The organism is Bordetella petrii (assembly GCF_017356245.1).
Taxonomy (GTDB): Bacteria; Pseudomonadota; Gammaproteobacteria; order Burkholderiales; family Burkholderiaceae_B; genus Bordetella_A; species Bordetella_A petrii_D.
The window spans coordinates 1,164,106-1,188,031 of record NZ_JAFMZZ010000001.1; the positions used below are offsets into that span (position 1 = coordinate 1,164,106).

Here is a 23,926-nt window from a genome sequence, read left to right on the forward strand (position 1 = left end):
CTCCCGTCAAGGGTGCCTGACACCGTGCGACTGAGATGGCGGCGGCTGCCTGATGGCATGCAGGACATGGCGCACGACCTCGGCGGCGGCTTCCGCCTGCTGGTCGTCCGAGACCGTGAATCGGATCTCTTCCAGCCTGTTCTCCGCCTGGAAAAGCAGCGCCCGCAGCCACTTTTCGTCGAGCCCCACGATGATCTGTTCGGCCGCATGCAACGCCGCCTGGGCTTGTTCGATGCTTGCCTTTCCGGCCAGGAAATCGATGCACACCTGCTTCACGCCCTGTACGGCTTCGGGGTAGAGTCCATTCGCCATGGCCCGTATCCTTCGTCAGTTATGGCAGGGTGAACGAAAATTTCTCGCCCTCGACCGTTTCCCCGGTGATGTGCGTGGGCGTGAGGCCGCAGCGGGCGATCGGGCCGGTGGTGAAGAACGACCATTTCTCGGTGCCGTCCGGCGCCAGGCCGACGAAGCCCAGTTCATCTCGCGCGATCAGCGGGTCGCCGGTGCGCAGGAATTCATGAAAGGCGAACGGCATCCGGTAAGAGAAATGCCGCGCGCCGTCGGCGCGGCGATAGGCCGCCACGCATTCGTTGATGCCGATCACGATGTCGCCGTTGCTGATGGCAGCTTGCGGCGCCAGCCCGATGTTCGCGTACCCCACCTGCAGGCACCGGCCGTCGTTCCACTGCAGGTACCCCCATTCGTTGGCGTCGGCGGTTTCCAGTGTGTCGATGACGGCCAGGTCGGCGGTGCGCGCCTGCATGTCGGAACGCGAGTCGCAAGGCACCCAGCGTGCGGAGTCGATGGAAGCCTGGCTCATTTGGCGATGATGGTCATGACCTTGCCTACTCGACGAAGTCGATGGTTGAACCGGTGCCTGCCGTACTGCTCGCCGTCGCCGGGCTCCGCACCATACTGGGTCAGGCGCGGGGCTTGTCTTCGCGCAGGTAGGCCAGCCCTTCCATGCGGCGCAGTTCGGCCTGCTTGCCAGCGTAGTCCAGGCACTCGGTATCGGCTTGCACGACGTCGGGAAATTGCGCCAGCAATTCCGCCATGGTGATTTCGCACTCGTCTTCTTCGTCTTCCGTCGGCGGGCCATCCACGTAGTAGATGACGGTCAGTTTGGATGTGCCGTTGTCCCAGCCGACACGGACGGCGCAGACTTTGTCGGTCAGATTGTTCTTGGCAATCCACCGGGAGGCATTCATAAGCGCTTGATAATCCATGATTACCACTGTACTGGATTGGCCGGCACGATATGGGCGCCTTTTTTACCATACAAAACCGATCCGAAATTCGTCGGGCCCACACGCGTCGGCGTTCCGGACAAATTCCAGAACTCTCCGATAGGCCGGCCGAAGTTCACCATCACCTGGCCGGGTTTGGGTTGTCGCAAGATAGGATACTGCCCTTCGTGCAATCCTCTCAATAAATCGGCCGGATCAGCGGTTAGCACACTGCGTCCATCGGCAACGGGCGGTATGTGGCGTGCCTGGTGAGCACTCAGCGTATCTGGAATACCGTAATTCTTGACTGCCTGCCGGTTCAACTCGGCCGTGCTCAAGCGGGACGGCTGCTGTCCGGCGCCGGCGGCCTGCTTGGGCGTTTGCGCGGGTTCTGCCGGCCTCGGCGTCGAGTGCCCCGCGGGCCGGCGCGCCAGCCGTCCCGCCCCGCGCGTCAGCAGCGCGATCAGCGCGCCCACGCCGATGGCCGTGACGCCGTCGGCAAATTGCTTGGCAGCCTGCTCCAGTTCTTGTTCGCTGGAGGCATTCATGGTCAGGTTGAAAAACTTGGCCAGGAACTTGACGCCGTCGAAAATCGCCCAGCCGGCCAGCGAGAAGCCGATCGCCAGCAGCGCCGCGTCGGCCACGAAGCCTATGCCGATCGCGTGCGATCCGGCCCATACCACCAGCGTGCCCACCACCAGGGCCAGGGTTCTTTCGTTGAATGTCCTTCTGAGTTCGGCGCCCAATGCGTCGGACATGTAGTAGGGCGACCGTTCCAGCACGTAGCTGAAGCGTTCGGCCAGCGGCCACTGCGACACGGGCCCGGCCCGAATCCCCGTCAGCGCGGCCCGCTGTATGTTGATGTTCTCGTCGCTGCCCGAGGTGTCGGGCACGGTCATCGCGGATATCTGGCCGGCCTGCAGCAAGCCGACCATCTGCTCCAGGGCCTGTTGCGGGGAATAATGGCCGGCCACCGATCCCATGCAGATGATCTGGCGCGCCATGGTGGTCAGCTTGGCCAGCGCGCTGTCGTCGCGCAGGTGCGGGTAAAGCACCGCGCGCAGGCGCGAGGCATCCTGTATCAGCAGCCGCGGCGCCACGCCCAGGAACACGTCCCAGGGGCCGATCAGCAGGATCTCGCCGCCACGTCGCAGCGCGGCGACCTTTCCGGACCTTTCGAGTGATTTGACGTCCATGGGTGTGTCGTTGTGCGGTGGATTACCGGTACAGCGCAACCCTGGCGCGCCCGCGCTGGGCGGGCCGGCGGACACCGTGCCGGGGGCAGCGGAATCCTAACAACCTTTACCTGGCGCTATCGAGAAACTACAAAAATTGTCGCTTTTGTTTCAAATTGACATTGCGACGCACCCAGGTGTGCCCAGGTGTCAGGCTCCGCCAGGTGCCTGACACCGTACGACAGCAGTATCAGGCGCCCGCGGAGCCCGATACCTGGCGGCGCGGCCAGCGCACCAGCCCCAGCGCCAGGGCGGTGCCCACCAGAATGACGGCGGCGCCGGCCAGGATCTGCGGCGTCAGCACTTCGTCCAGGAACCACACGCCCCACAGCACCCCGAACACCGGCACCAGGAAGGTGACGCTGACCGCGCCGGTGGGGCCCACGCTGGCGATCAGCCGGAAGAACATGATGTACGCCGTGCCCGTGCACACCAGCGCCAGTGCGATGGTGGCGCCCCAGGCTTGCCACGACACCGGCTCGGCCGGCCAGGTGGCGATGGCCAGCGGCGCCAGCACCAGCGAGGCCGCCATCATGCTGCCGGTGGCGTTGGACAGGGCGTCGACGTTGCCCAGGAAGCGCTTGGCCCAGTTGGCGGCGATGCCGTAGAACAAGGGGGCGGACACGGCCGCCAGCACGGCCGGGCCATGTCCCCCGGCGCCGAAATCGAGCTTGTCCCAGACCAGCACCACGATGCCCGACATGGCCACGGCCAGGCCCAGCGCGCGGGTCCAGGGCAGGCGGTCTTTCAGCCACAGCCAGCCGATGACGGCGCCCCACACCGGCGTGACGGCGTTGGCCACCGACATGAAGCCGGCCCCCAGCGACTGCGCGGCGTAGGCGTACAGCAGGAAGGGGATGGCGGAATTCAGGGCGCCCACCACCAGAACGGCCTTCCAGTGGCGCGCGATCAACGGCAGCCGGCCGCGCAACATGGCCAGCGGCAACAGCGTCAGCGCGGCCAGCCCGACGCGCAATTCCATCAGCGGGCCGGGCCCGAACTCGGGCACGGCAATGCGCATGAACAGGAAAGAACCGCCCCATACCGCCGCCAGCAGCAGCAGGTCCAGCAAATCGCGACGACGCATGTGTCAGGGTTCCAGTCAGGGTTTGTGCCGGGCGGCGGCACGGGTCAGGATGTTTTTCATCTTGACGCGGTGCGCCAGATAGGCGCAGCCCACTGCCAGCACCGCGCAGAACACCAGGCCGATGCGCACGCCGTCCAGCACCGAGCTGCGCCCGATGAGAATGCCGACCAGCGCCGTGCCGGCCGCGCTGCCGATGGCGCGCGTGGTCTGCACCAGCGCCGACGCTACGCCCAGGTCGCGGCGCTCGCTCAGCATCTGTATGAACAGCGTCAGGTTGGGCAGCAAGAAGCCCAGGGCGCAGCCGTTGACGAAAAACGCCGCCAGGATCCAGGCCGTGGACGTGCCCGGGCCGAACGCCAGCACCATCAGCGAGCCCGCCGCCAGCAGGCCGCCGCCGAACACCATCAGGCGCTGCGGCTCGCTCTGCTTGGGAAACAATTGTCCGTTGATGATGCTGCCCACCGGAATGGCGGCCACCAGCGGCGTCAGCAGCAGGCCGGCCTGGCTGGGGGTGTAGCCCATTTCGGCCTGCAGCAGCAGCGGGCTGTAGAAGATCAGGATGAACATCACCGCGCCCACGGCCAGCCCGGCCAGGTTGAGCAGCTGCGACTCGCGCTGGGCGATGACGCGCAGCGGGAAGATGGGCGAGGCCACCCGCTTTTCGTAGGGCAGCAGCAAGGCAATGGCGGCCACCCCGGCCAGCGCCAGGGCCAGGGCCAGCATGGGGTGCGCGTGGGCGCCGGAGGCAAAGCCCAGTTCCATGGCCGCCAGCGGCGCGCTGACGGCGATGACCAGCAGTACGCTGCCCAGCCAGTCGACCCGCTGCCCGCCTTGCCCGGCGTGCAGCGGCCGGATGCGCGGGAAATAGCGCGCCAGCAGGAACAGCGCCGCCACCGCCGCGATGGGGGATATGAAAAAGGCCGCGCGCCAGCCCAGCGCCTGCGTGGCCGCGCCGCCCAGCAGCGGCCCCACGCCGCTGGCCATGGCAAAGGCGGCGGACACCAGCGCCAGCCAGCGCACCCGTTCTTTGGCGTCGGGGAACAGGTCGGCGGGGGCGGCGAAGGCGGTGGCGATCATCATGCCCCCGCCGATGCCCTGCAGGGTGCGGAACGCGATGAGCTGTTCCATGGACTGGGCCAGGCCGCAGGCGATCGAGCCCAGGGCGATGATCGACACCGACAGCAGCATCAGCGGCTTGCGCCCGAACAGGTCGCCCAGCCGGCCGAAGATCAGGATGGAGGCGGCCGTGGCCAGCAGGTAGCCGGTGCCCACCCAGGCGTACAGGGCCATGCCGTTGAGGGCTTCGGCCACGCGCGGCAGGGTGGTGCTGACGATGGTGGAATCGAATGCGGCCAGCACCACGGTGGCCGAGACGCCGGCCATGGCCATCAGCAGGTCGCGCCGGGAGCGGGGAGGTTCGGGGGAAGTGTCGGGCGCGGGCGCGGCGGGCGTCGTCATGGCGCCAAGGATATCATCGCAGGCTTAGGGATTTCACCTATTTATACAGCGCGTGATAACCCAGGATGACCAGCACCACCGCCGCCACGGCCAGCCATGACCAGCGCGACGACGCCAGCCCGTGCTCGGGCTCTTCGGGCTCGGGCGGCGGGGCGGTGCGCGGTAGCCTGGCCATGTGGTCGATGAAGGCGCCGAAGAACTTCTCGACCAGCTTGCCGCCGGCCTTCATCAGGATGGGTTCGCCCACTTTGCTCAGGGTTCCGCCCGCCATGGCGGCCACGGTGTACGCCAGCCGGGTGCCCTCGTCTTTGGGGGTAAGGGTGAGCTGGGCGGTGCCGATGGCCAGGCAGGCCGTCTGGCTCTTGCCCTCGAAGGCCAGCGAACAGCTGTGGGGCGGGTTCAGTTCGGACAGCAGCACCTCGCCTTCGTAACCGGCTTCTACACCCCCTACGCTGGCATGCAGGGAAAGCGCGTATTCGGTGGGGGTGCGGCGTTCGACTTTGACACATCCCGGCAGGCACTTTTGCAGCACCTCGGGGTCCATCAAGGCATCCCACGTTTGATGTGGGGTGGAGGGAATCCATTGGGCATCGGCTATGCGCATGGTTGTCTCCTTATGTGCTCCAGTCCATTGTGGCCCTGATGGACGCAGTTGTCACGCCAACGGGGCAAACGCGTCATTCGCGGCACTTCTGCAACACGTTAGCATTTAATAATGTGATGTATCGCAATTTAATATTTAGATACGGCTAAAATTGCGGCCGACATTAGATATTGCATGGCGGCTCTTACGCGCAGCCTGCGCACGGAGTTTTAGGTGTTCTTACGAATAAGCTGGGCCGCTATTCTGCCGCTCCTTATTGCGGTATCGCCGCCGCTGCTGATGACAGTGTCCAGCGCGGCCAGCGTCATTTTCTATACGCTGATGGTGGCCTGTGTGGTGGGGCTGGCCGGGATGGCGCGTGCGCCGTCGTGGCGCATGCCTGGCTTCTGGGACACCTGGAAGCCGCTGGGGGTGGGCATGGCCCTGGTGCTGGCGTCGGTGCTGGCCAGCCAGGCCTATCACGGCCAGTTCAGCGGCGCGGGCCTCGAACGCGCCATCCGCGCCGCCGCCATGCTGCCCATGACCTGGCTGCTGCTGTATTCGCGCCCCGCCACGCTGCGCCACATCCAGTGGGGGCTGCTGGCCGGCGCCGCCACGGCCGCGTGGCTGCTGCTGTTCCCGCCGTTCCTGGCGGGCTCGCGCCCCAATACGGCCGCGTACACGCCCTACAACGCGGTCACCTTCGGCAACCTGACGCTGTTGTTCGCGGTCATGGCATGGCTGTCGATCGGCTGGCGCCTGACGCGCTGGCAGCGCACCGAGATCGCGCTGAAGCTGGCGGTGGGCGGCCTGGCCCTGGCCGGTTTCATCGCGTCCGAGACCCGTTCGGGCTGGCTGGCCATTCCGGTTTTTCTGCTGATCGGCGTCTGTGCCTACAATCGCGTGCCCTGGTCGCGCCGGCTGGCGGCGGTGGGCGTGGCGGTGGCGGTGGGCTGCGGCATCTTCGCGGCCAATGATGCGCTGAATGATCGCGTCGAGGCCGGCGTCAAGCAATGGAAGGAATGCCAGGTGCACGAACTGCGCAATACCTCGGTCTGCGTGCGCGTGCAGCTGGCCCGTGCGGCCATTGAAATGTGGAAAACCAGCCCGCTGTTCGGCGTGGGCGAGCGGGGTTTCGAGCCCACGCTGGATGCTCTGCAGAAGCGCGGCGTGGTGTCGGCCGATGTGGCGCGGACTTACGGCGAAACCCACAACGACATGCTTTATGTGCTGGCGCAGTACGGCACCGTGGGCCTGCTGTTCGGCCTGCTGGTCATCTACCTGCTGCCGGCCTGGTATTTCGCCCGCCGCCTGGGGCACGACGACCGGGCCATCCGCACGGCGGCCGCCATGGGCCTGAGCATCTGCCTGGGGTTCGCCATTTTCGGCCTGACCGAGCTGATGTTCCGCGGCATGCGCACGGTATCGTTCTATGCCATCTGGGTCAGTGTGATGCTGGCGCTGACGTATCCGCGCCGCAACGGCGAGGCGTCGGCCCGGGCATCGGCCTGAGCGGATGCCCGCGCTTCGGGGGCGCAGCCGCCCTTCAGGCCAGGCTCAGGCGCAACGCGGCTTCGGGGCTTGCCGGCGGGGCCCAGCCCAGCGTCGTGCGGGCGCGGGCCCAGTCCACCAGCAGGGGGCGCGTCAGGCTGTCCATTTCGCGCCGCAGGCCGGCCAGCCGCGCCGCGCCGCGCAGCCAGGCGGGCGGCATCGGGAACAGCCGCGCCGGCCGGCCCAATTCGCGGCCCATGGCGCGCAGCAACTGGGGCACGGCGTAGTCGGATCCGTCGGCCGCCACGTAGATGCCATGGCCGTCCGGGTGCGCCGCGCAATGCAGCAGAAAATCGGCCAGGTTGGCCACGAACATGAACGAGCGGCGGGCATCGATGGCGCCAAAGGGCAGGGGCAGGCCGGTTTGCAGCAGCCTGCGCAGGCGTGCGAAGTTGCCGGGGCAGGCCGGGCCGTACACCATGGGCGGGCGCACAATGGCCAGCGCCTGCGGCGTGGCCGCGTACAGGGCCTGCAGGGCCTGTTCGCCCTTGACCTTCGATCGGGTATAGGGCGTGTCGGGCGCCAGCGGCGACGTTTCGGTCAGCGGCTGCGCGCTGGCGTTGCCATGCACGCCGATCGAGCTGACATGCACGAAGCGCCGCACGCCGGCCAGCCGCGCCTGTTCGGCCAGCCGCAGGGGCAGTTGGTGGTTCGCCTCGTCGAAGGCGTCATGGGCGCCGCCGGCGTCGGTGGTGTGGGCGCGGCCCGCCAGATTGATCAGGGCGTCGGCCTGCCGGAATTCGTCGGGGACAGGAGCGCCGAACGGCAGTACCGCGATGCCGCCGGATTCGAAGGGCCGGCGTGCGTACACCGCCACCTGATGTCCTTGGCCGCGGGCCTGCCGCAGCAGCGCCTGGCCGATATAGCCGCTGGCGCCGGTCATGATCAATTTCACCGGTTCTCCAGTCGATTCCTGCCGTTGGATCAACAGGAATGCATGTACTCGATCCATACCTTCACGAAGGCAGGGCGCGAAATATAGTCAAATATATGCCACCCGCGCCGGGAAGTAATCGGGCGGGCAGGTCGTCCGCAATCACATTTGTTCGGGCCGGGACAGCCGCGGAACGGCCTGAATCGGTTCGTTGTTAAGCATTTTTGCCCATGGCAGAATGAACGCCGGCCATGGCGCTGGCGCCGAATTCGAAGCAGGGCGAGACACACATAGCTGGGCGGCGGGAAGGGTCACCGATCAATTCCGCCGTAAAGCAGGGGCTGCAGGCAGCTCGATATTTTTATAGAAAAACCGAAATGAAAAAGCAGGCTCGCCGTGACGATAAAAAACAGGATTCGATTATAGGAGCGTTTCGCATCTTGTATGGCCAGATGTCTGCCCGCAGAAAGTGGCAGTTTTGGGGCCTGCTGGTGCTGATGCTGTTCGGTTCGGTGGCCGAGATGGCATCTCTGGGGATGATCGTGCCGTTCCTTGGCGCGGTGATGGGTGCCGACGGAGTATTTTGCGGTGATGGCGCCGGCCGTGTCTTTTGCGACATGAGCTTCACCACGCTGTCCCTCATGTTCGTGGGCATCGCGGTGGTTTCAACGGTGATCCGGACCTTGCTCGCCTGGGTCAACTACAAGTTCAGCTATGCGTTGGGCGCGGATATCGGCGCGGAAATCTATCGCCGGATTCTTCACCAGCCATATGCGTACCATGTGTCCTTGAATACCAGCGAGGTAATCGCCAGTATGAACAAGGCCAATACGGTCGTAAGCGGCGTAATCGCGCCATTGGTGCTGGGGGTGACGTCGCTGGCCGTGGTTGTCGCGATCATAGCCGTGCTGATGCGCATAGATGCAACGGCGGCCATCGTGGCAATGGTGTTCTTCGGCGGCCTGTACCTTGTCACGACGTATCTCGTTCGGCGCCGCCTGCGGGAAAACGGCAAGCTGATTTCCCGCAGCGAAGGGTTGCGTGTCCGGTCCGTGCAAGAGGGGCTGGGCGGAATTCGAGACGTGCTGCTCGACAGCTCGCAGTCCTTGTTCATCTCGCGCTTTGTCAGTGTCAACACCACCCAGCGTCTCGCGCTGGCCTCCAACGCTTTCCTGGGGGTCGTGCCGCGCTATGTGATCGAGTCTGTAGGCATTGCCCTGTTGGTGGGCATGGCATGGTGGGGCACAAGAAACGGAGCAGGCCTGGCGTCCCAGGTGCCGGTATTGGGCGCATTGGCCTTTGGCGCCCAGAAGCTGTTGCCCCGGATGCAGCAGCTTTACACATCCTGGGCCCAGGTCAGCGGGAATCGCGCCGTGCTGATTGACGTCATTGCGCTGCTCGAGCTGCCCATGCCGGCAAAGCCCGATGGCCTCGAAGGGAACGGCCCGCAAGTCATTCAGAACGACGGCTCTGGCGTCGTGCTGCGCAACGTTTCCTTTCGCTATCGGCCGGACAGCCCCGAAGTCCTCGGGGGCATTGACCTGCATATTCCGAAAGGCAGCCGCGTAGGCATCATCGGCAAGACGGGAAGCGGAAAAAGTACGCTGATGGACCTCATCATGGGCCTGCTGGAGCCATCGTCCGGCGTCATAGCGGTGGATGGGCGGCCTCTCGATTCGGCATCGCGCCGCGCATGGCAGGCGCGGCTGGCCCATGTTCCACAGGCAATCTACCTGGCTGATGCGTCGATTGCCGAGAACATAGCCTTCGGCGCGCCGGTCGAACAGGTCGATCGCGGCCGTGTCGAGCATGCTGCGATGCGCGCCCAGCTCGACCAGTATGTTTCCACATTGTCCGACGGCTATGACACGGTGGTCGGAGAACGCGGCGTACGGCTGTCCGGCGGGCAGAGGCAGCGCATAGGAATCGCGCGCGCGCTGTACAAGCAAGCCGACATCATCGTTTTCGACGAGGCGACCAGTGCGTTGGACACCGGCACGGAGTCCATGGTGATGGAGTCTATCGAAGCGCTGGGAAGAGACGTCACGATCCTGATGATCGCGCATCGCCTGACCACGCTGCGCGCCTGTGATCGCGTGGTGGAACTGGCCGACGGCAAAGTGCGCCGCGTGGGCTCCTATGCCGAGATCGTTGGCGCGGAGGGGGCGCCGTGATCGTCTTGCCTTGCAGGCGGCCCGGAATCTCGCCGGCATGACTCCAGTTAAAGAACACATGTCCCCGCTCGCGCAGGCACTCGATCTTTCCGAATTGCAGATGCAGCTGCTGCAAGACAAGATCGCGAGCGCGGAAATTCAATATAAGCCAGCCACTACCTGGCTGGCGCTGCGCTGGGCGCTTCGTTCGCTCGTGGCCGCAACCAGAAAGCCGGGCCGGCATGCGGGGGCGGCCCACGGCGTGTCGCTGCTTTGCGTTTCCGAGGCTTCCGCGAAAAACCAGGAATTGCGCGGCAATCTGCAGAGCCTGTTCATCGATGAGCAGCCGCTGCAAATCGAGCCGCTGGATTTCGTCGCGCCGGGATCTGTACGGGCGGCCTGGAAAGCGATTGCGGGCCTTCTGCGCCTGCGTGCAAGAAGCCTTCTGCTGCCCCGCGCAGAAAGGCAGCTGGTCGACAAGGTGTCGCTTCCGTACGTGCAGGCCGTGATTGCGTTCGATCGCCTGGCGGCGCTGCAACCGAAAAAGATCATATGGGTCGGCCATTCTTATGGCCTGCCCACGTTCTTCTTGAGCGCCTGGTTCAAATCCGCCGCGGATGTTTTTTCCTGCTATTACATCAACCGTGCCTTCGTGTCGCACCAGGACAACCTGGCTGCAAACGAAGTGATGCTGGGCAATGCATGGGCGTTGTCGGCCTACAGGCAAGCGGGGGCGCGGTTCGATGCCGAAAAAATAACGGGCTTCCACAATATCTACTTTCCCGGCATCTCTTCGGCCCGTGAAGAAGGCCGGGCGCTTCGGAAAAACAGGGTTGCCGTTTATTGCTCGGGAGCCTATGCCCGCATGGATCTGGGCGTGCATACATCCGACTATCTGAAGCGCGAACTGGAAGAAGAAACGCTATTCCTGGATGAGGTCCGATGTATGGCCATTGCCATGCCGGATGTCTCTTTCACGTTGTTCTACCATCCGTCGGTCGAAACCCGTGAAACCGCCCGGTCTCACTACCGGGAGCTGCTGGCGTTGGCCAATGTGGCGCTCAACCCGGAGGGAGTGCGTTCTTCGCAATGCCATCATCTCTATGAGCTCGGCATGTCGCGAGGCTCGAATGTGATTTTCGAGCGCCTGGAAGCCGGCCATAAAGCCCTGTTCGTGCGCCCGATTCGGCAGATAACAGACTACCGGGCATCGTCGCTGGGGCCGGTCATTTTCGACGGGCAGGCGTTGGATGCCCAAGCCCTAAAAAAATTCCTGGACATGCCGTTGAAAGAGTTTCACGCGTTGATCGAACTTCAAGAAGAAGACCCGGCAGGCTCTCAGCATGAATAAAGTGCTTCTTATTGCCTATAAATTTCCTCCCTTTGGAGGCGTGGGCGGATTTCGATGGAGCAAGCTGGCAAAGTATCTGGCCCGCCAGGGCAACGTTGTGCATGTCATTGCCTATGATTGGCCGGCGGGAGCCCCCAATTCCCTGGCTGAAGACGTGCGGCACGACAATATCAAGATCACGCGCATTCCGTCTTTCTATCCGCATCGCTTGAAATCCATGCGCTTGCCGTGGAAGCCCGTACGGGCGCTGCGGCGGTATGGCTTTCGATTTATCGACAACGTAATTTTCTTTGACGACGAGGCCCAGTACTGGGGAAGGCATTTGCTGCCCGTGGCCGACGCGCTGATCCAGAAAGAAGGCATCCGGGTGGTAGCCGCAACTGGCCATCCGTTTCAAGCCAATTATTGGGCGTCTGTCGTAAAGGCCCGCAACCCGGGCTTGCGGCTGGTGCAGGATCTGCGCGATCCCTGGCTGCTGCCCGGGCGCTACGGCGACAATGGCTGGCGCCATGCCGCAATCGAGCGTCGCATGCGGCAGGCGCTCGGCGCCGCCGACACGGTCGTTACGGTCACCAGCGGGTTGCGGGACGTGTACCAGGGGATCTGCCCGGCGGCTGACGTGAGAGTCGTCCATAACGGCTTCGATCCGGACATCTTCAAGCTCGACCGGCCCGAACCATCGATTCGCCCCGGCATCGTGCTGAGCCATATCGGCAATATTTCCAATAACCGTGACTCGGTGTGCGATCTGCTGTTTTCCGCCGTCCAGAAGCTCAATGACACGCAGCCGCTCAAACTCCGGTTTGCCGGCAGCGTGCCGGCGTCGATTCATGGAAAATACCGGTCATTATTCGATGCCGGTGTGATCGATTATCTCGGCGTGTTGCCGCAAAACGAGGCCTTGCGCGTCGTGGCGGATTCGGATTTTGCCCTTCAGTTCAACGCCGATATGTTTCCGGTGCCCTTGTCGACCAAAATATACGAGTACGCGGCCCTGAAAGTGCCGGTGATTTCGTTGAACTACGGTGGTGAGATAGATAGCCTGATCAAGCGCCATTCGTTGGGCCACTCTATCAATGTGAAAACAGAAGATGTATTGCGGCGCTTGAGCGGCATTTTGTCGTCGCCCACGCATTTCTCTTTCGATGTGGAAAATTTTTCTTATGATCTGCTGGCGCGTCAATATGCCAAAATTCTGTGGCCCGAGACGCCAGCCGGCGGGGCTGGCCATGGAGGCGAGCAACCATGAATAGCCCTTTGCGCATCGGAATGATCCTCGATACCGCCGGGCGCAAGTTCCCGCCGGACATTCGCGTAGAAAAAGAAGCCAAGGCGCTGGACCAGGCAGGCCATCAGGTTTCGATCCTGACGTCATGTGGCGATGCCGGCGCGCCGGAGCGATCCGTGCTGGAGGGCACGCGCTCGGTCACGGTGCTTCGGAAGCGCGTAAAGGCAAAGCGCGGGCGCCTGGCGCAGCTTTTCTGTGCGATGGCGATGCGGTTCCCCTGGTGGGATTCCGTGCTGCGGGATTTCATCCGGTCGGAAAAGCCCCAGGTGCTTCATGTCCATGATTTGTTGATGGTGCCTACTGTCCTGGCGGTTGCGAAGGAATTCGGCCTGCCGGTCGTCGCGGACCTGCACGAGAACCTTCCGGCGGCCCATCAGGCATACCGTCGGCAGTATTCGACATTGCTGCGCTGGTATCAAAGCCTGAAATGGAACTACGCATTAATGAAGTTCCACGAGGCCAGGGCGCTGCGCCAATGCGCCCGGATATTGATCGTCGTTCCGGAAGCGCGTGAACGGCTGGTTCAATACGGAATTGCGGAAGAGCGCATCGAAGTTGTCTCGAACACCGAAGACAGAACGACTTTTACGTTCGATCCCGCCTCGGCCGACGTTGCCATTACGGATCAGTACCGGGATTACTGGGTCGCCAGCTATATCGGCGGCATCGGGCCGCACAGAGGGCTGGACACCGTACTCGATGCGCTGCCTGAAATACTGGGCAAGATCGCCAATTTCAGGCTGCTGATCGTCGGCGCGTCCGACCGCGTGCGGCAGGCCATTGAAGCGCATGCCAGGCGGCTGCAGGTGTCGGGCGCGGTCGAAATCATCGGCTGGCAGCCGTTTTCCGTAGTCAATAGTTATGTGATGGCCAGCAATGTCTGCCTGGTTCCCCACCGCAATTTCGAGCACACTCAGACGACAGTGCCTCATAAACTGTTCCAGTACATGATTTGCGCCAAGCCGGTGCTGGTCAGCAACTGCCGGCCGCTGGCCCGCATTGTTGAAGGCAGCGGAGCCGGGCGTATATTCGAGGCCGACAACGCCCATAGCCTGGCGCAGGAAATGATCTGGATGCACGAGAACCCGGCGGCTTGCGAATCGATGGGCCGCTCGGGGCAGGAAGCCGCGCTGGGAACCTTTTCCTGGCATCACGACGCCCATCGTCTCCGCGCCATGTACGCGTCCTTCGACACTGAAACCCGCCAGTTTTATCCAAATTGATGCTGATCGATATCATTGCCGGCGCCCGGCCAAATTTCGTAAAGATTGCTCCCATCATTCACGCCCTGCGCAATGGCCAGAGCAGGCTGCGTTATCGCCTTGTCCATACGGGGCAGCATTACGATGCCAAGCTGTCTCATGATTTTTTCGTGCAGCTCAACATCCCCGAGCCGGATGTGAACCTTGGGGCGGGCTCTGGCAGCCAGGCGGTGCAAACGGCCGCCATCATGGTGGGATATGAGAATCTGCTGCGCTCCCAGCCGTCGAGGCTGTGTCTGGTGGTGGGCGATGTGACGTCCACCATGGCATGCGCCATCGTCGCGCAAAAAGCCGGAATACCTGTCGGGCATGTCGAGGGCGGGATCCGTTCGCATGACTGGTCGATGCCCGAGGAAATCAACCGGCTCGTGACCGACGCCATCACGAACTGGTTCTTCACCACCAGCCGAGTGGCCAATGACAACTTGCTCAAGGCCGGCGTGGGTGAGGAACGCATCGTGTTCGTCGGCAATACGATGATCGACACGCTGCTTGCCAATCGCCATCGATTCCAGCCGCCGTCCTTCTGGCAGGCATTGGCCCTGCAGCCCGGCGAATATCTGGTCTTGACGCTGCATCGGCCGTCGAACGTGGACGAGGTATCCACCTTGTCGGGATTGCTTCACGCCGCGGGGGCAAGCGCGCCGGACAAGACCATAGTATTTCCCGTGCATCCCCGGACGCGGCAGATTCTGGCGCAGATCTCCGGGCTTCCGGCCAATATTCACACGGTCGATCCACAGCCGTACCTGGAGTTCAATTACCTGGTCGAGCACGCCCTGGGAGTTATTACGGATTCCGGCGGCGTGACGGAAGAAACCACGGTGCTCGGAATTCCGTGCATAACTGTTCGCGACACGACGGAGCGCCCGGAAACCGTGTCCGAAGGAACCAATGAGCTGGTCGGAAACGATCTGACAAAGCTGAGCGAGGCGATCAACAGCATTGTGCGCGGCGAATGGAAAAAGGGCGGCATTCCAGAGCTTTGGGACGGCAAAGCGGCGCAGCGCATCGTATCCGCCCTGCAGACTCTGGTGGTTTGAACATTTCCGGCAAGATGGCCATTCCAGCGCAATGAAGATCGCCTATTTAACTTTTGAGTCCCCTGCCGGCAAATCCGGCGTCGGCAAGAAGATTCGAATGCAGGCTGACTATTGGCGGACGGCCGGGAACGAAGTCCGCCATTTCCTCTTGAGCCGGCCGGCCGGGCGGCCGCAGGCCGAGAATATCGAGTACCTGTTCGCCGACGAGGTGCGCGGCAAGCCTACGCTGGCGGCATGGCGGTCCAATCGGCAGATCCGGGCGACGCTGAAAAATTGGGCCCCGGATGTGCTGTATATGCGCCAGGTGCTGTGGTGGCCTGGCGCCGTCCGCGCATGCGATGTCGCACCGTTGGTGGTCGAGTTCAATTCAATTGCCCTGCATGAATATCGTCGGCGATCGATGGTGAAGTATGGGTTGGAGCTGGTTTCCCGGTCGTTCCTGCCTAGCCGCGCACAGGGCATTGTCTCGGTTACGCCGGAAATCGACCGCAGCGTCAAGGCAAGCAGGCCGTTGCGCATAGTGATCGGCAATGGATACGACATCGTAGATACCCTGCCGCGGCGTCCGCCCTGCAATGCCCGGCCGCAGTTGCTGTTTGTCGGGTCTCCGGATCAGGCCTGGCACGGCCTGGACAAACTCAGAGAATTGGCAAGCCTTATGCCGGATTGCGACTTCAATATTGTCGTGCCCGGCTTTTCTTCGGAGGGACCCGGGAATTTCATTTGCCACGGCGCGCTGTATGGCGAAGCGCTGGCCGCTCTGTACCAAAAGACGGATGCGGCTTTTGGCACTCTGGCATTGCATCGGAAAAAGATGCAGGAAGCAACGCCGCTGAAAACGCGCGAATATCTGGGCCACGGAATCCCGACAATCATCGGCTATGACGACCCCGACCTGGCAGGCGCCGCCTACTGCCTGTGCATCGGAAATTTCGAAGGCAATGCCCGCCAGTCGACAACGCAAATACGCCGCTTCCTGGACGAGTGGAGAGGCCGGACGATCGATCGTGATGACATTATTCGCCGGCTGGACTATCGTGTAAAAGAGTCCATGCGGCTAGCTTTCTTTGAACGAGCAATTGCGTATGCCGTCTAGGCGAGTGCTAATCATCAGCAATGGGTATCCAGATGCTGCGGCGAGGGAAAAGGGCTTCATTCTGCCAGACCTGAAGGCGTTTCTGGCAGCGGGATACGACGTCTCTATTGCGCCTGTCCGCTCTGTCGGGCGTCTTGATCCAGACTTGCCTCATGACGTCAACGTGGTTCTCGGCCTGGCTGCCATGTATCACCCCTGGCGCTTGACGGTTACGCTGGCCGGATTATTGCGCAAGGCGTTCTTCTGGCGGGAAGCGAAAATAGCAATACGCCATGGCAGATGGTCAGGCGTGCTCCACTTCTTGAAAGAAAGCATTCGCGCGATGAGCATGCTGCGCTTCGCGCAACCCGGCGCCTACGACGTTCTCTATACCTATTGGTTCAAGGGAGAGGCGGCGGGCATCGGGTTCCTGCCGCGCGACGGATCGATCCGCGTGACTCGGGCGCACGGCTATGACCTTTACGAAGACCGGTCCAATAACAAGGGTTATATCCCGTACCGGGAGCAGACCCTGCCGCTGCTGGACGGCGCCATTTTTTTGTCTGACCAGGCCCGCAACTATGTGGCTGAACGATATCCGGCTATTGCTACCGCGTTCATCGTCTCTCCGCTGGGCGTAACACCCGAGCCCGCCGCCGCCACGCCTCCTGCGTCAGCCGACACGATTCAACTGGTGTCCTGTTCTTATGCCAGCGCCAACAAGCGATTGCCGCTGATTGCGAAGCTGGCTATCGCGCTGGCCGAACGATCGGCGCCGAGAAACGTCAGGTGGACCCATTTTGGCTGTTCCCAGCATCAGGCCGGTGTGCGCGATCTGCACTTGCCGGCGAACCTGGTTTTCGAGTTCCACGGCGAGGTGCCCAACTCGTACATTCGCGACTGGTATCGGCACAATGCGGTGAGTTTCTTCGTCAACCTGAGCCTGTCTGAAGGGCAGCCGGTCTCCATCATGGAGGCCATGGCGTTCGGCATCCCTGTCGCGGCGACGGCGGTGGGCGGAATTCCCGAAATGCTGCGCGATGGGGCAGGCATACTGTTGCCGAAGTCCCCCGATCTGGATTCGAGCGCGCGCGAAATGCTGAGGGTTCTGGATTCAGGCGAACATTATCTTGCCATGCGGAACCATGCCCGGGATACGCAGCGCACATACTTCAATACCGTGGAAAACGGCAGGCGCCTGGTTGCCAGCATCGACAAGCTGGCGCTGCGTTAGGAGTGCCCGGGGCGGCCGCGGCCTGCCCCTGCCTTCAGTGCCTGGCAGCCGCATATTCAGGCACCAGAACGCGCAGCTGCCGCAGCGCGCCTTCCATGTCGTTGGCCTGCAGGTAGTGCTGCATGGATTGCAGGCCGGCCTCCATGTCCGACAACGGCAGGCAGTGTTCGCGCGCTTTCATGATGCGCGGGTGTTCGGTGGTTTGCGAGTCTTCGCCGATCAGCAGTTCTTCGTAGAGTTTCTCGCCCGGCCGCAGGCCGGTGATGCGTATTTCGATGTCGCCCGACGGATTGGATTCGTCGCGCAGGGTCAGGCCGTACAGGTGCACCATGCGCTCGGCCAGGTCCTGGATGCGCACGGCTTCGCCCATGTCCAGCAGGAACACCGAGCCCGATTCGCCCATGGAGCCGGCCTGCAGCACCAGTTGCGCGGCTTCGGGGATGGTCATGAAATAGCGCGTGATGTCGCGGTGCGTGAGCGTGATCGGGCCGCCGGCCAGGATCTGCTTGTGGAACAGCGGCACCACGCTGCCCGAGCTGCCCAGCACATTGCCGAAGCGCACCATCGAGAAGCGGGTGGTGGAGCCGATCTGGGCACAGCCCTGCAGCACTTGTTCGGCCAGGCGCTTCGAGGCGCCCATGACGTTGGTGGGGCGCACCGCCTTGTCGGTGGAGATGAGCACGAAATCCTGCACGCCGGCCTGGATGGCGGCGCGCGCCATGGCGCGCGTGCCGAAGGTATTGGTAAGAATGCCCTCGGCCACGTTGTGCTCGACGATGGGCACATGCTTGTAGGCCGCGGCATGGTAGACCGTTTGCACCTCGTGGCGGCGCAGCTGCAGCAGGCAGTGTTCGTAGTCGCGCACCGAGCCCAGCACGCCGATGATCTCGACCTGGCTGCCGGCCGTGTTGCGCAGGGCGGTGAGTTCCTGCTCGATGGTGTACAGCGCGGGTTCGGAGATTTCGAACAGCACCATGCGGCGCGGCTGCAGTTCCAGGATCTGGCGGCACAGTTCCGAGCCGATCGAGCCGCCGGCGCCGGTGATCATGATGGTGCGGCCGGTGACGCAGCGGCCCAGCAGCTCGGGGATGGGCGGAATGGGGTCGCGGCCGAGCAGGTCTTCGACCTGGATGTCGCGCAGCCGCGGCCCGCGGCGCGGATCGACCAGTTCGCGCAGGCTGGACACGGTACGGATGCGCAGGCGGAAGGGTTCGGCCATGTCCACCACCTGGCGGATGCGGGTGCGCGAGGCCGAAGGCATGGCGATCAGCAATTGCGTGACCTGGTACTTGGCCACCAGCCGCGCCAGCTGCGACGGCGGGTAGATGCGCAGGCCCGACATGAACAGGCGATGCTTGCGCGGATCGTCGTCGATCATGGCCACCGGCAGGTAGTGCGGGCTGGCGCGCAGCGCCGCCGCCAGCTGCGAGCCCAGCCCGCCGCCGCCGTAGATGATGACCGGGGTCTGCAGCCCGGTGGCCACTGCGCGCGTGCCGGGAAACAGCAGGCGGCGGGCGATGATGCGCACGCCCAGCAGCAGGATCAGCGCCAGCAGGGGGTAGATGATGAGCACCGCGCGCGACAGGCCCAGCGACAGGCGCAGAAAGGTGTCCACCGCGGTGACGGTAAGTACCGACACAATGACGCCGCAGGTGACCCCGACCAGCACCCGCTCGTTCATGTACCGCAGGATGTAGAAATACACGCGGAACACCGCCAGCGCCGCAATGCCGCTGGCACAGGCGATCAGCGACAGGATGGCATAGTAGTGGTTGACGTACAGAACTTCGAAGCGCGCCCACAATGCCAGGTAGAACGACGCCAGCAGCAGCACGGCGTCGAGCGTGGCCGCGAGTATTTGCTTGCACGGGCGCGGCAGGTTGACGAGAAATTGCCTCAAGGCAACGGGCATGAACATTCGAAAACGTGGACCTGGGTCGAGAGATGGCGAATTTTACCGGGATCGCCCGGCGACATCCGCGGCGCCGCCATGGTGGCTGACAGGCCTGACGGCCTGCGGCGTATTGCCGCCGGCCGCCTTGTGCCGCCACGAAGCGCGCCGGGGCAATTGTGCGAGCATGACGCCCAGCAGGAACCAGAATGGCTGGAAATACACCATGGAACTGGGCGCTATTCCGGCAATTCCGATCACCAGCAGACAGGTCCGCCCTAGCCAGTCCAGCCGCCACAGCAGCCACAGCATGAACAGCGGCCAGGCGATGCCCAGGTAGAACAGCATCTCGAACCAGAAGAAATGCGGCGATCCCCAGGGCACCAGGCCTTCGCGCGTGGGCCACATGACATTCAACTGGCCCGCGCCCATGCCCGCCACCCACTGCCACCAGGGCATTTCGCGGGCCTGGTGCACCATGTCCATGAGCAGGATCTTGCGGGACCCGGTGGATTGGTCGCCCTTGGATGCGACCAGTTCCCATTCTCCGTCGTTGAGCGTGATCTGCGGCAAGTCGCGGGTGCTGGTGCCGTCGTATTGCTGCCATAGCAGGCCGGCGCCGCTGATGGCGGCCCAGGCCAGCGCCATGGCCGCCTTGCGCCGCCATGAGCCCTGCATCAGGAAAAGCAGGTAGATCGCGCCCAGCGCCGCCATGGCCAGTATGTCGGCGCGCCGGTTCAGCACCAGGCAATACAGCCATGCCGCGGCAAACAGGCCGCTGGACAGGCGCCGCCTGGCCAGCAGCCACAGCAGATTGGCCACGACCAGCGCGGTGGCCATGTTGTTGATGTTGTCCCAGGGGCCGCCGGTCAGGGGAAAGCGCTCGCGGAAGCGTTCGGAATGCGTCAGCACGTCGAACCACGGCACCAGGGCCATCAGGAACCACAAAGCCACCAGCCAGGGCAGCCAGCGCAGGTAGGGGCTGTCATGGCGGGCCAGGTGTTCGCCCAGCAGGGCATAAGACAGGCTGATCGCCAGGATGACCGCATATTGCGCATAGCGCGGCAGATTGTCGGCCCATGCCGCCTGCAGACAGACCAGCAGCATTGCCGCCACGGCGGCGGGCAGCACGCGGCTTTGCAGGAAGCTGCGGCGTGTCTGCGCATCAAGGCAGAACGCCAGCGCGATCAGGGCCAGGCCCCAATGGAACGGCCGCAGGGGCGGCACCAGGTAGATCGACGAACCCAGCAGCATCAGCGCGCAGGCCGCGGCCAGCAGCCGCGGCGCCAGCGTGCCGCGCGGGGAATCAGGAGAAAGCAGAGCAGATGGCATAGAAGATCGCGGGCGCGGCGATGCCGACGGCCAGCAGCCGGCCCAGCAGCATGCGCTGCACGGCGGCGTAGACGCGGCCGGGGGCATGGCTGTCGACAATGCGCGCGATGCGCGGTTCCAGGATGAAAGTCAGCAGCACCGTGGCGGCGCCATTGATGATGCCGGAGAGCTGCGAGATAGTGCTGCGGTAGTCGTGGAAGACCAGCGCAAAGTAATACGACAGCAGCACCCCCAGCGCATAGCAAAGGAAGACGGCCGCGGCCAGGGGCGCGATGCTGGCCGGGGCATGATGCTGCCCGCCATCGAGCTCATCGCGCAGGTCGGCCAGCGTCATGCGCGGGCGGCCTTCGTTGCGGGTGATGAAGTTGGCCAGGCGCACGATCCAGCGGCGGCGCAGGCTGTACGCCAGCAGCGACAGCGCGGTGGCGCCGAACAACGCACCCAGGCCCATGTACAGGTAGTGCTGGCGGGGCAGGCTGCGGTCGATCAGGAAGCCCAGCATGGGCATCAGCGCCAGGTAGAAGAACCGCGTGACGGTGGTGGTGGCGTTCTGGATGGCATAGCCCGTGACCGCCTTGCCGGCCAGGCTGCCGGCCACGCGCGCGTAGTAGCTCAGGAACTCGAGCAGATGAATGGCGGAGAAGCTGGCGACCACCAGCAGCATCAGCAGGGTCATGGCGGGTCGGAACGCGTGCCGGAACCCGCCAAGCATAGCGTTTTTCGATAGGCCGCCAGCATGACGTCGAGGCTGTGGTCCCAGGTGTAGTGCTGCAGCACGTGTTCGCGGCCGCGCGCGCTCATCTGCGCGCGCAGCTCGGGGTTGAGCACCAGGTCGACGATGCGCGCCGCGGCGAAGCCCGGGTCATCTACGGGCACGATGAATCCGGATTCGTTGTCGGCCACCACTTCGGCCGGGCCGTCGGCGTCGGACACCACCACCGGCACGCCACAGGACGAGGCTTCCAGGATGGCCACGCCGAAGCTGTCCTGCCGGCTCAGCGCCACATAGACATCGAGCGTGGCCAGGGCCTCGGGCACCTTGGCATGCGGAATGAAGCCCACGAACACCACGCGCTCGTCCAGCTGCAGCTCGCGGGCCAGTTTCTTCAGTTTCTGCTTCTGGCTGCCCTTGCCATAGATGCGCAGTTCGAGCCGGCGGGCGATGTCGGGATGCGAGCGGTCGAGCTGCGACACCACGATCTGGAACGCGCGCAGCAGCGTGTCGATGCCGTACTGGGGTTCCAGGGCCTTGATCGCGCCGATGACGATGGGCGCATCGTCGGCGGGCGCGGGCCGGTTACAGGGAAAGAACTGGACGTGGTCGACGCCGAACGGCGTGATGGCGATGGGCGCGGGCTGTATGGCTTCGATGCGGCGCGCCATGGCATGGCTGGTGGACCCCACCAACGTGGCAAAGCGCAGGTTGTCGGCCACGATGCGGCGATGCAGCCTGCTTTTGTGCGGGAACTGGTAGATGTCGCTGCCCCAGGCCGACAGCAGCGTCGGCCCGAAGCCGGCCAGCCGGGCCAGCAGGCCGTAGCCGCTGGCATAGTGCGCGTTGAGCAGCTCGGGCTGGATCTGCGCCAGCGCGCGGCGCACGCGGCCCGCCGCCAGGGCATAGCCCAGCGGCGCCCGGCAGCCAAGCCGGTGCACATGCACCTGGGGCGACAGGCCGCGGCCGGGAGCATGCAGAGTCAGGACGTGGACCTCGATACCACGCTCGGCCAGGCCGTTGGCCCAGCGGATGGTATGGATGCTGTTGGCGGCGCCCAATAGCGCGACGCGGCGCGGATTGCCAGGAATAGCGTTATTTATTGAATTGCACACTGCGTGTTCAAGCCTGCTTAAGTAGCGGGTTGGCTCTGCAATGTACGGGTTTCAAGGGGAATACATGCAACGGAAGTGATTCGAGCCTGGGCAAAATGTGTCTGTGCGGCGTATGGTCATACACAGCAGCCCCAAGAGCGGCGCTTTTACTGTTTAGGCTAAAAGTAAGATTAAGTTACCCGACTTTGCCCCGTTTGTGTTGCATATCCACAATGTCCAGATAGCGCTGGGCCAGTTGCGGATAGCCATGTTTTGACACAACATAGCGGTGGCCGCGCTCGCCCATGGCTGCCAGCTCGGTGTCAGGCAGCGCCGCGAAGGCCTGCAGCGCCTGGGCCACCGAAGCGGCATCGCCGGGCTGCGCACTGTAGCCGCAATGGTGGTCGGCCACCGGGTTGTTGCCGGCCTGCACCGCGAACAGCACCGGCAGGCGCGCCAGCATGTAGTCGAACAGTTTGTTGGGGCTGACGCCGAAGCGGAACAGGGGTTCGGGCTTGAGCGAGATGTAGCCGATATCGGCCGCGCCCAGCAGGGCCGGCACTTCGCGCTTGGCGATCTGGTCGTACAGCGCGACGCAGTCTTGCAGGCCTTGCTGGCGCACCTGATCGCGCAGGTGCTGTGCGCGTTCGCCGCGGCCGACGATCAGGGCCGCGATGCGCTGCTCGCCGCGCGCACGCAGCGCCGCCATGGCCTGCACCAGCGATTCGACATGGTTGGGCACGCCCAGCGCGCCCGCATACACCACCACGCGCCGGCCCTCGGCCTTCCAGCGCCGGGCCTGCTGGATGGGCGGGTTCGAGATATCGGCGGACGGGCGCGCGGCCGTGTCCACGCCGTTCGGGATGTAGTGCCAGCGTTCGGCGGGCAGGCCTTTTTCCTGCATGTACCGGGCGGTCTCGGGCAGCAGCGACACGACCGCATCGGCATGGCGGTACGCATAGCGCTCGAGCCAGGCCGTGGCGCGCACCAGGGGATGGGACGGCGGCACGCCGGCCAGTTCGACCAGGCTCAGCGGCCACAGGTCGCGCACTTCGAATACCGAGCGGGCGCCGAACGCGCGCGCGATGCGGTGCGTGGCGGGGAATGCATACGGGTGCGGCGACGAGCCGATTACCATGTCCGGCCTGCCATAGCGCCGTTGCAGGGCGCCCTGCTGGCGCAGCAGCTGCGCCGCCAGCGCGGCCATGTTGAGCAGGCGGCCCACGCCGTTGCCCTGGTACGCCGGCGTGCGCAGGAACTCGTACGGCACGCCCTCGATGTCGCAGGCGCCGCGATGCTGGCCGGGCGTGTCCTGCAGGTGGTGGAAATCGGCCGTGATCACCACCACCCGCGCGCCGGCCTGCTGCCAGGCGTGGCCCAGTTCGTACGGGCGGCTGTAGCGCCCCACGCCGGGGCCGCCGGCATAGGGGTGTACATACCAGAGGGTGGGAGTCGTCATGCGGCTATGGCACTCGCG

Annotated in this window: 21 protein-coding genes; 8 read left to right on the forward strand and 13 right to left on the reverse strand. The window is 64.1% G+C overall.

The window, feature by feature from the left end:
- Window positions 1-6: 6 nt before the first annotated feature.
- The 7 genes from J2P76_RS05640 to J2P76_RS05670 all read right to left on the reverse strand — a co-directional run bounded on the left by J2P76_RS05640 (window position 7) and on the right by J2P76_RS05670 (window position 5,610).
- A complete protein-coding gene (locus J2P76_RS05640; RefSeq protein WP_207405141.1) occupies window positions 7-312 on the reverse strand; it encodes a hypothetical protein in 306 nt (101 codons plus the stop codon).
- A 19-nt stretch (window positions 313-331) separates the two neighbouring features.
- Window positions 332-820 (reverse strand): hypothetical protein, encoded by a 489-nt coding sequence (locus tag J2P76_RS05645; RefSeq protein WP_207405143.1) that lies wholly within the window; start codon window positions 818-820, stop codon window positions 332-334.
- 100 nt (window positions 821-920) lie between these two features.
- A complete protein-coding gene (locus J2P76_RS05650) occupies window positions 921-1,208 on the reverse strand; it encodes a hypothetical protein (RefSeq protein WP_207405145.1) in 288 nt (95 codons plus the stop codon).
- A 20-nt stretch (window positions 1,209-1,228) separates the two neighbouring features.
- Window positions 1,229-2,497: a polymorphic toxin type 50 domain-containing protein gene (locus J2P76_RS23800; protein ID WP_207405147.1), complete on the reverse strand. Its 1,269-nt coding sequence runs from the start codon at window positions 2,495-2,497 to the stop codon at window positions 1,229-1,231.
- Window positions 2,498-2,651: 154 nt separating this feature from the next.
- Window positions 2,652-3,548: a DMT family transporter gene (locus tag J2P76_RS05660; protein WP_207405149.1), complete on the reverse strand. Its 897-nt coding sequence runs from the start codon at window positions 3,546-3,548 to the stop codon at window positions 2,652-2,654.
- A 15-nt stretch (window positions 3,549-3,563) separates the two neighbouring features.
- A complete protein-coding gene (locus J2P76_RS05665; RefSeq protein ID WP_207405151.1) occupies window positions 3,564-5,006 on the reverse strand; it encodes an MFS transporter in 1,443 nt (480 codons plus the stop codon).
- A gap of 37 nt (window positions 5,007-5,043) precedes the next feature.
- Complete coding sequence (locus J2P76_RS05670; RefSeq protein WP_207405153.1) at window positions 5,044-5,610, reverse strand: CoxG family protein; 567 nt, start codon at window positions 5,608-5,610, stop codon at window positions 5,044-5,046.
- 279 nt (window positions 5,611-5,889) lie between these two features.
- Between J2P76_RS05670 and J2P76_RS05675 the strand changes: the two genes are divergently transcribed.
- Window positions 5,890-7,101: an O-antigen ligase family protein gene (locus J2P76_RS05675; RefSeq protein WP_207405155.1), complete on the forward strand. Its 1,212-nt coding sequence runs from the start codon at window positions 5,890-5,892 to the stop codon at window positions 7,099-7,101.
- Between the two features lie 34 nt (window positions 7,102-7,135).
- Here J2P76_RS05675 and J2P76_RS05680 read toward each other — a convergent pair whose 3' ends face one another.
- Window positions 7,136-8,035, reverse strand: coding sequence for an NAD-dependent epimerase/dehydratase family protein (locus J2P76_RS05680; RefSeq protein ID WP_207405157.1), 900 nt, complete (start codon window positions 8,033-8,035; stop codon window positions 7,136-7,138).
- Between the two features lie 230 nt (window positions 8,036-8,265).
- Between J2P76_RS05680 and J2P76_RS05685 the strand changes: the two genes are divergently transcribed.
- The 7 genes from J2P76_RS05685 to J2P76_RS05715 are packed head-to-tail and all read left to right on the forward strand — an operon-like array spanning window position 8,266 to window position 17,420.
- Window positions 8,266-10,188 (forward strand): ABC transporter ATP-binding protein, encoded by a 1,923-nt coding sequence (locus tag J2P76_RS05685; RefSeq protein WP_242697303.1) that lies wholly within the window; start codon window positions 8,266-8,268, stop codon window positions 10,186-10,188.
- Window positions 10,189-10,246: 58 nt separating this feature from the next.
- Window positions 10,247-11,518 carry a hypothetical protein gene (locus J2P76_RS05690; RefSeq protein WP_207405160.1) on the forward strand — a complete coding sequence of 424 codons (1,272 nt, stop codon included), beginning with the start codon at window positions 10,247-10,249 and terminating at the stop codon, window positions 11,516-11,518.
- The gene (locus J2P76_RS05695; protein WP_207405162.1) at window positions 11,511-12,767 is read left to right on the forward strand and encodes a glycosyltransferase; all 1,257 of its coding nucleotides are present in this window, start codon (window positions 11,511-11,513) and stop codon (window positions 12,765-12,767) included. Before J2P76_RS05690 ends, J2P76_RS05695 begins: the two co-directional genes overlap by 8 nt.
- On the forward strand, window positions 12,764-14,029 hold the full coding sequence (locus J2P76_RS05700; RefSeq protein WP_207405164.1) for a glycosyltransferase family 4 protein: 1,266 nt from the start codon (window positions 12,764-12,766) through the stop codon (window positions 14,027-14,029). The genes J2P76_RS05695 and J2P76_RS05700 overlap by 4 nt, the downstream gene beginning before the upstream one ends.
- Window positions 14,029-15,111 carry a non-hydrolyzing UDP-N-acetylglucosamine 2-epimerase gene (wecB, locus tag J2P76_RS05705; protein ID WP_207405166.1) on the forward strand — a complete coding sequence of 361 codons (1,083 nt, stop codon included), beginning with the start codon at window positions 14,029-14,031 and terminating at the stop codon, window positions 15,109-15,111. The genes J2P76_RS05700 and wecB overlap by 1 nt, the downstream gene beginning before the upstream one ends.
- A gap of 31 nt (window positions 15,112-15,142) precedes the next feature.
- Entirely contained in the window at window positions 15,143-16,207 is a 1,065-nt protein-coding gene (locus tag J2P76_RS05710; protein ID WP_207405168.1) for a hypothetical protein, read from the forward strand.
- A complete protein-coding gene (locus J2P76_RS05715) occupies window positions 16,179-17,420 on the forward strand; it encodes a glycosyltransferase (protein WP_242697304.1) in 1,242 nt (413 codons plus the stop codon). Before J2P76_RS05710 ends, J2P76_RS05715 begins: the two co-directional genes overlap by 29 nt.
- Window positions 17,421-17,454: 34 nt before the next feature.
- Here the strand turns inward: J2P76_RS05715 and J2P76_RS05720 are convergent, their stop codons facing one another.
- The 5 genes from J2P76_RS05720 to J2P76_RS05740 all read right to left on the reverse strand — a co-directional run bounded on the left by J2P76_RS05720 (window position 17,455) and on the right by J2P76_RS05740 (window position 23,908).
- The gene (locus J2P76_RS05720) at window positions 17,455-19,338 is read right to left on the reverse strand and encodes a polysaccharide biosynthesis protein (RefSeq protein ID WP_207405170.1); all 1,884 of its coding nucleotides are present in this window, start codon (window positions 19,336-19,338) and stop codon (window positions 17,455-17,457) included.
- A 36-nt stretch (window positions 19,339-19,374) separates the two neighbouring features.
- Entirely contained in the window at window positions 19,375-20,643 is a 1,269-nt protein-coding gene (locus tag J2P76_RS05725) for a hypothetical protein (RefSeq protein WP_242697305.1), read from the reverse strand.
- Window positions 20,618-21,319, reverse strand: a complete 702-nt coding sequence (locus tag J2P76_RS05730; protein WP_207405172.1) for a lipid II flippase family protein — start codon at window positions 21,317-21,319, stop codon at window positions 20,618-20,620. The genes J2P76_RS05725 and J2P76_RS05730 overlap by 26 nt, the downstream gene beginning before the upstream one ends.
- The gene (locus J2P76_RS05735) at window positions 21,316-22,416 is read right to left on the reverse strand and encodes a glycosyltransferase (protein ID WP_242697306.1); all 1,101 of its coding nucleotides are present in this window, start codon (window positions 22,414-22,416) and stop codon (window positions 21,316-21,318) included. The genes J2P76_RS05730 and J2P76_RS05735 overlap by 4 nt, the downstream gene beginning before the upstream one ends.
- Window positions 22,417-22,645: 229 nt before the next feature.
- Complete coding sequence (locus tag J2P76_RS05740; protein ID WP_207405176.1) at window positions 22,646-23,908, reverse strand: glycosyltransferase family 4 protein; 1,263 nt, start codon at window positions 23,906-23,908, stop codon at window positions 22,646-22,648.
- Window positions 23,909-23,926 lie beyond the last annotated feature (18 nt).

Coding starts and splice junctions, on each gene's coding strand:
- wecB (WP_207405166.1), top strand. CDS start 14,029: ATGCTGATCGATATCATTGCCGGCGCCCGGCCAAATTTCGTAAAGATT.
- J2P76_RS05720 (WP_207405170.1), bottom strand. CDS start 19,338: ATGTTCATGCCCGTTGCCTTGAGGCAATTTCTCGTCAACCTGCCGCGC.
- J2P76_RS05690 (WP_207405160.1), top strand. CDS start 10,247: ATGTCCCCGCTCGCGCAGGCACTCGATCTTTCCGAATTGCAGATGCAG.
- J2P76_RS05695 (WP_207405162.1), top strand. CDS start 11,511: ATGAATAAAGTGCTTCTTATTGCCTATAAATTTCCTCCCTTTGGAGGC.
- J2P76_RS05700 (WP_207405164.1), top strand. CDS start 12,764: ATGAATAGCCCTTTGCGCATCGGAATGATCCTCGATACCGCCGGGCGC.
- J2P76_RS05710 (WP_207405168.1), top strand. CDS start 15,143: ATGAAGATCGCCTATTTAACTTTTGAGTCCCCTGCCGGCAAATCCGGC.
- J2P76_RS05650 (WP_207405145.1), bottom strand. CDS start 1,208: ATGAATGCCTCCCGGTGGATTGCCAAGAACAATCTGACCGACAAAGTC.
- J2P76_RS05725 (WP_242697305.1), bottom strand. CDS start 20,643: ATGCCATCTGCTCTGCTTTCTCCTGATTCCCCGCGCGGCACGCTGGCG.
- J2P76_RS05640 (WP_207405141.1), bottom strand. CDS start 312: ATGGCGAATGGACTCTACCCCGAAGCCGTACAGGGCGTGAAGCAGGTG.
- J2P76_RS05660 (WP_207405149.1), bottom strand. CDS start 3,548: ATGCGTCGTCGCGATTTGCTGGACCTGCTGCTGCTGGCGGCGGTATGG.
- J2P76_RS05740 (WP_207405176.1), bottom strand. CDS start 23,908: ATGACGACTCCCACCCTCTGGTATGTACACCCCTATGCCGGCGGCCCC.
- J2P76_RS05730 (WP_207405172.1), bottom strand. CDS start 21,319: ATGACCCTGCTGATGCTGCTGGTGGTCGCCAGCTTCTCCGCCATTCAT.
- J2P76_RS05645 (WP_207405143.1), bottom strand. CDS start 820: ATGAGCCAGGCTTCCATCGACTCCGCACGCTGGGTGCCTTGCGACTCG.
- J2P76_RS05670 (WP_207405153.1), bottom strand. CDS start 5,610: ATGCGCATAGCCGATGCCCAATGGATTCCCTCCACCCCACATCAAACG.
- J2P76_RS05665 (WP_207405151.1), bottom strand. CDS start 5,006: ATGACGACGCCCGCCGCGCCCGCGCCCGACACTTCCCCCGAACCTCCC.
- J2P76_RS05685 (WP_242697303.1), top strand. CDS start 8,266: ATGGCGCTGGCGCCGAATTCGAAGCAGGGCGAGACACACATAGCTGGG.
- J2P76_RS05675 (WP_207405155.1), top strand. CDS start 5,890: ATGACAGTGTCCAGCGCGGCCAGCGTCATTTTCTATACGCTGATGGTG.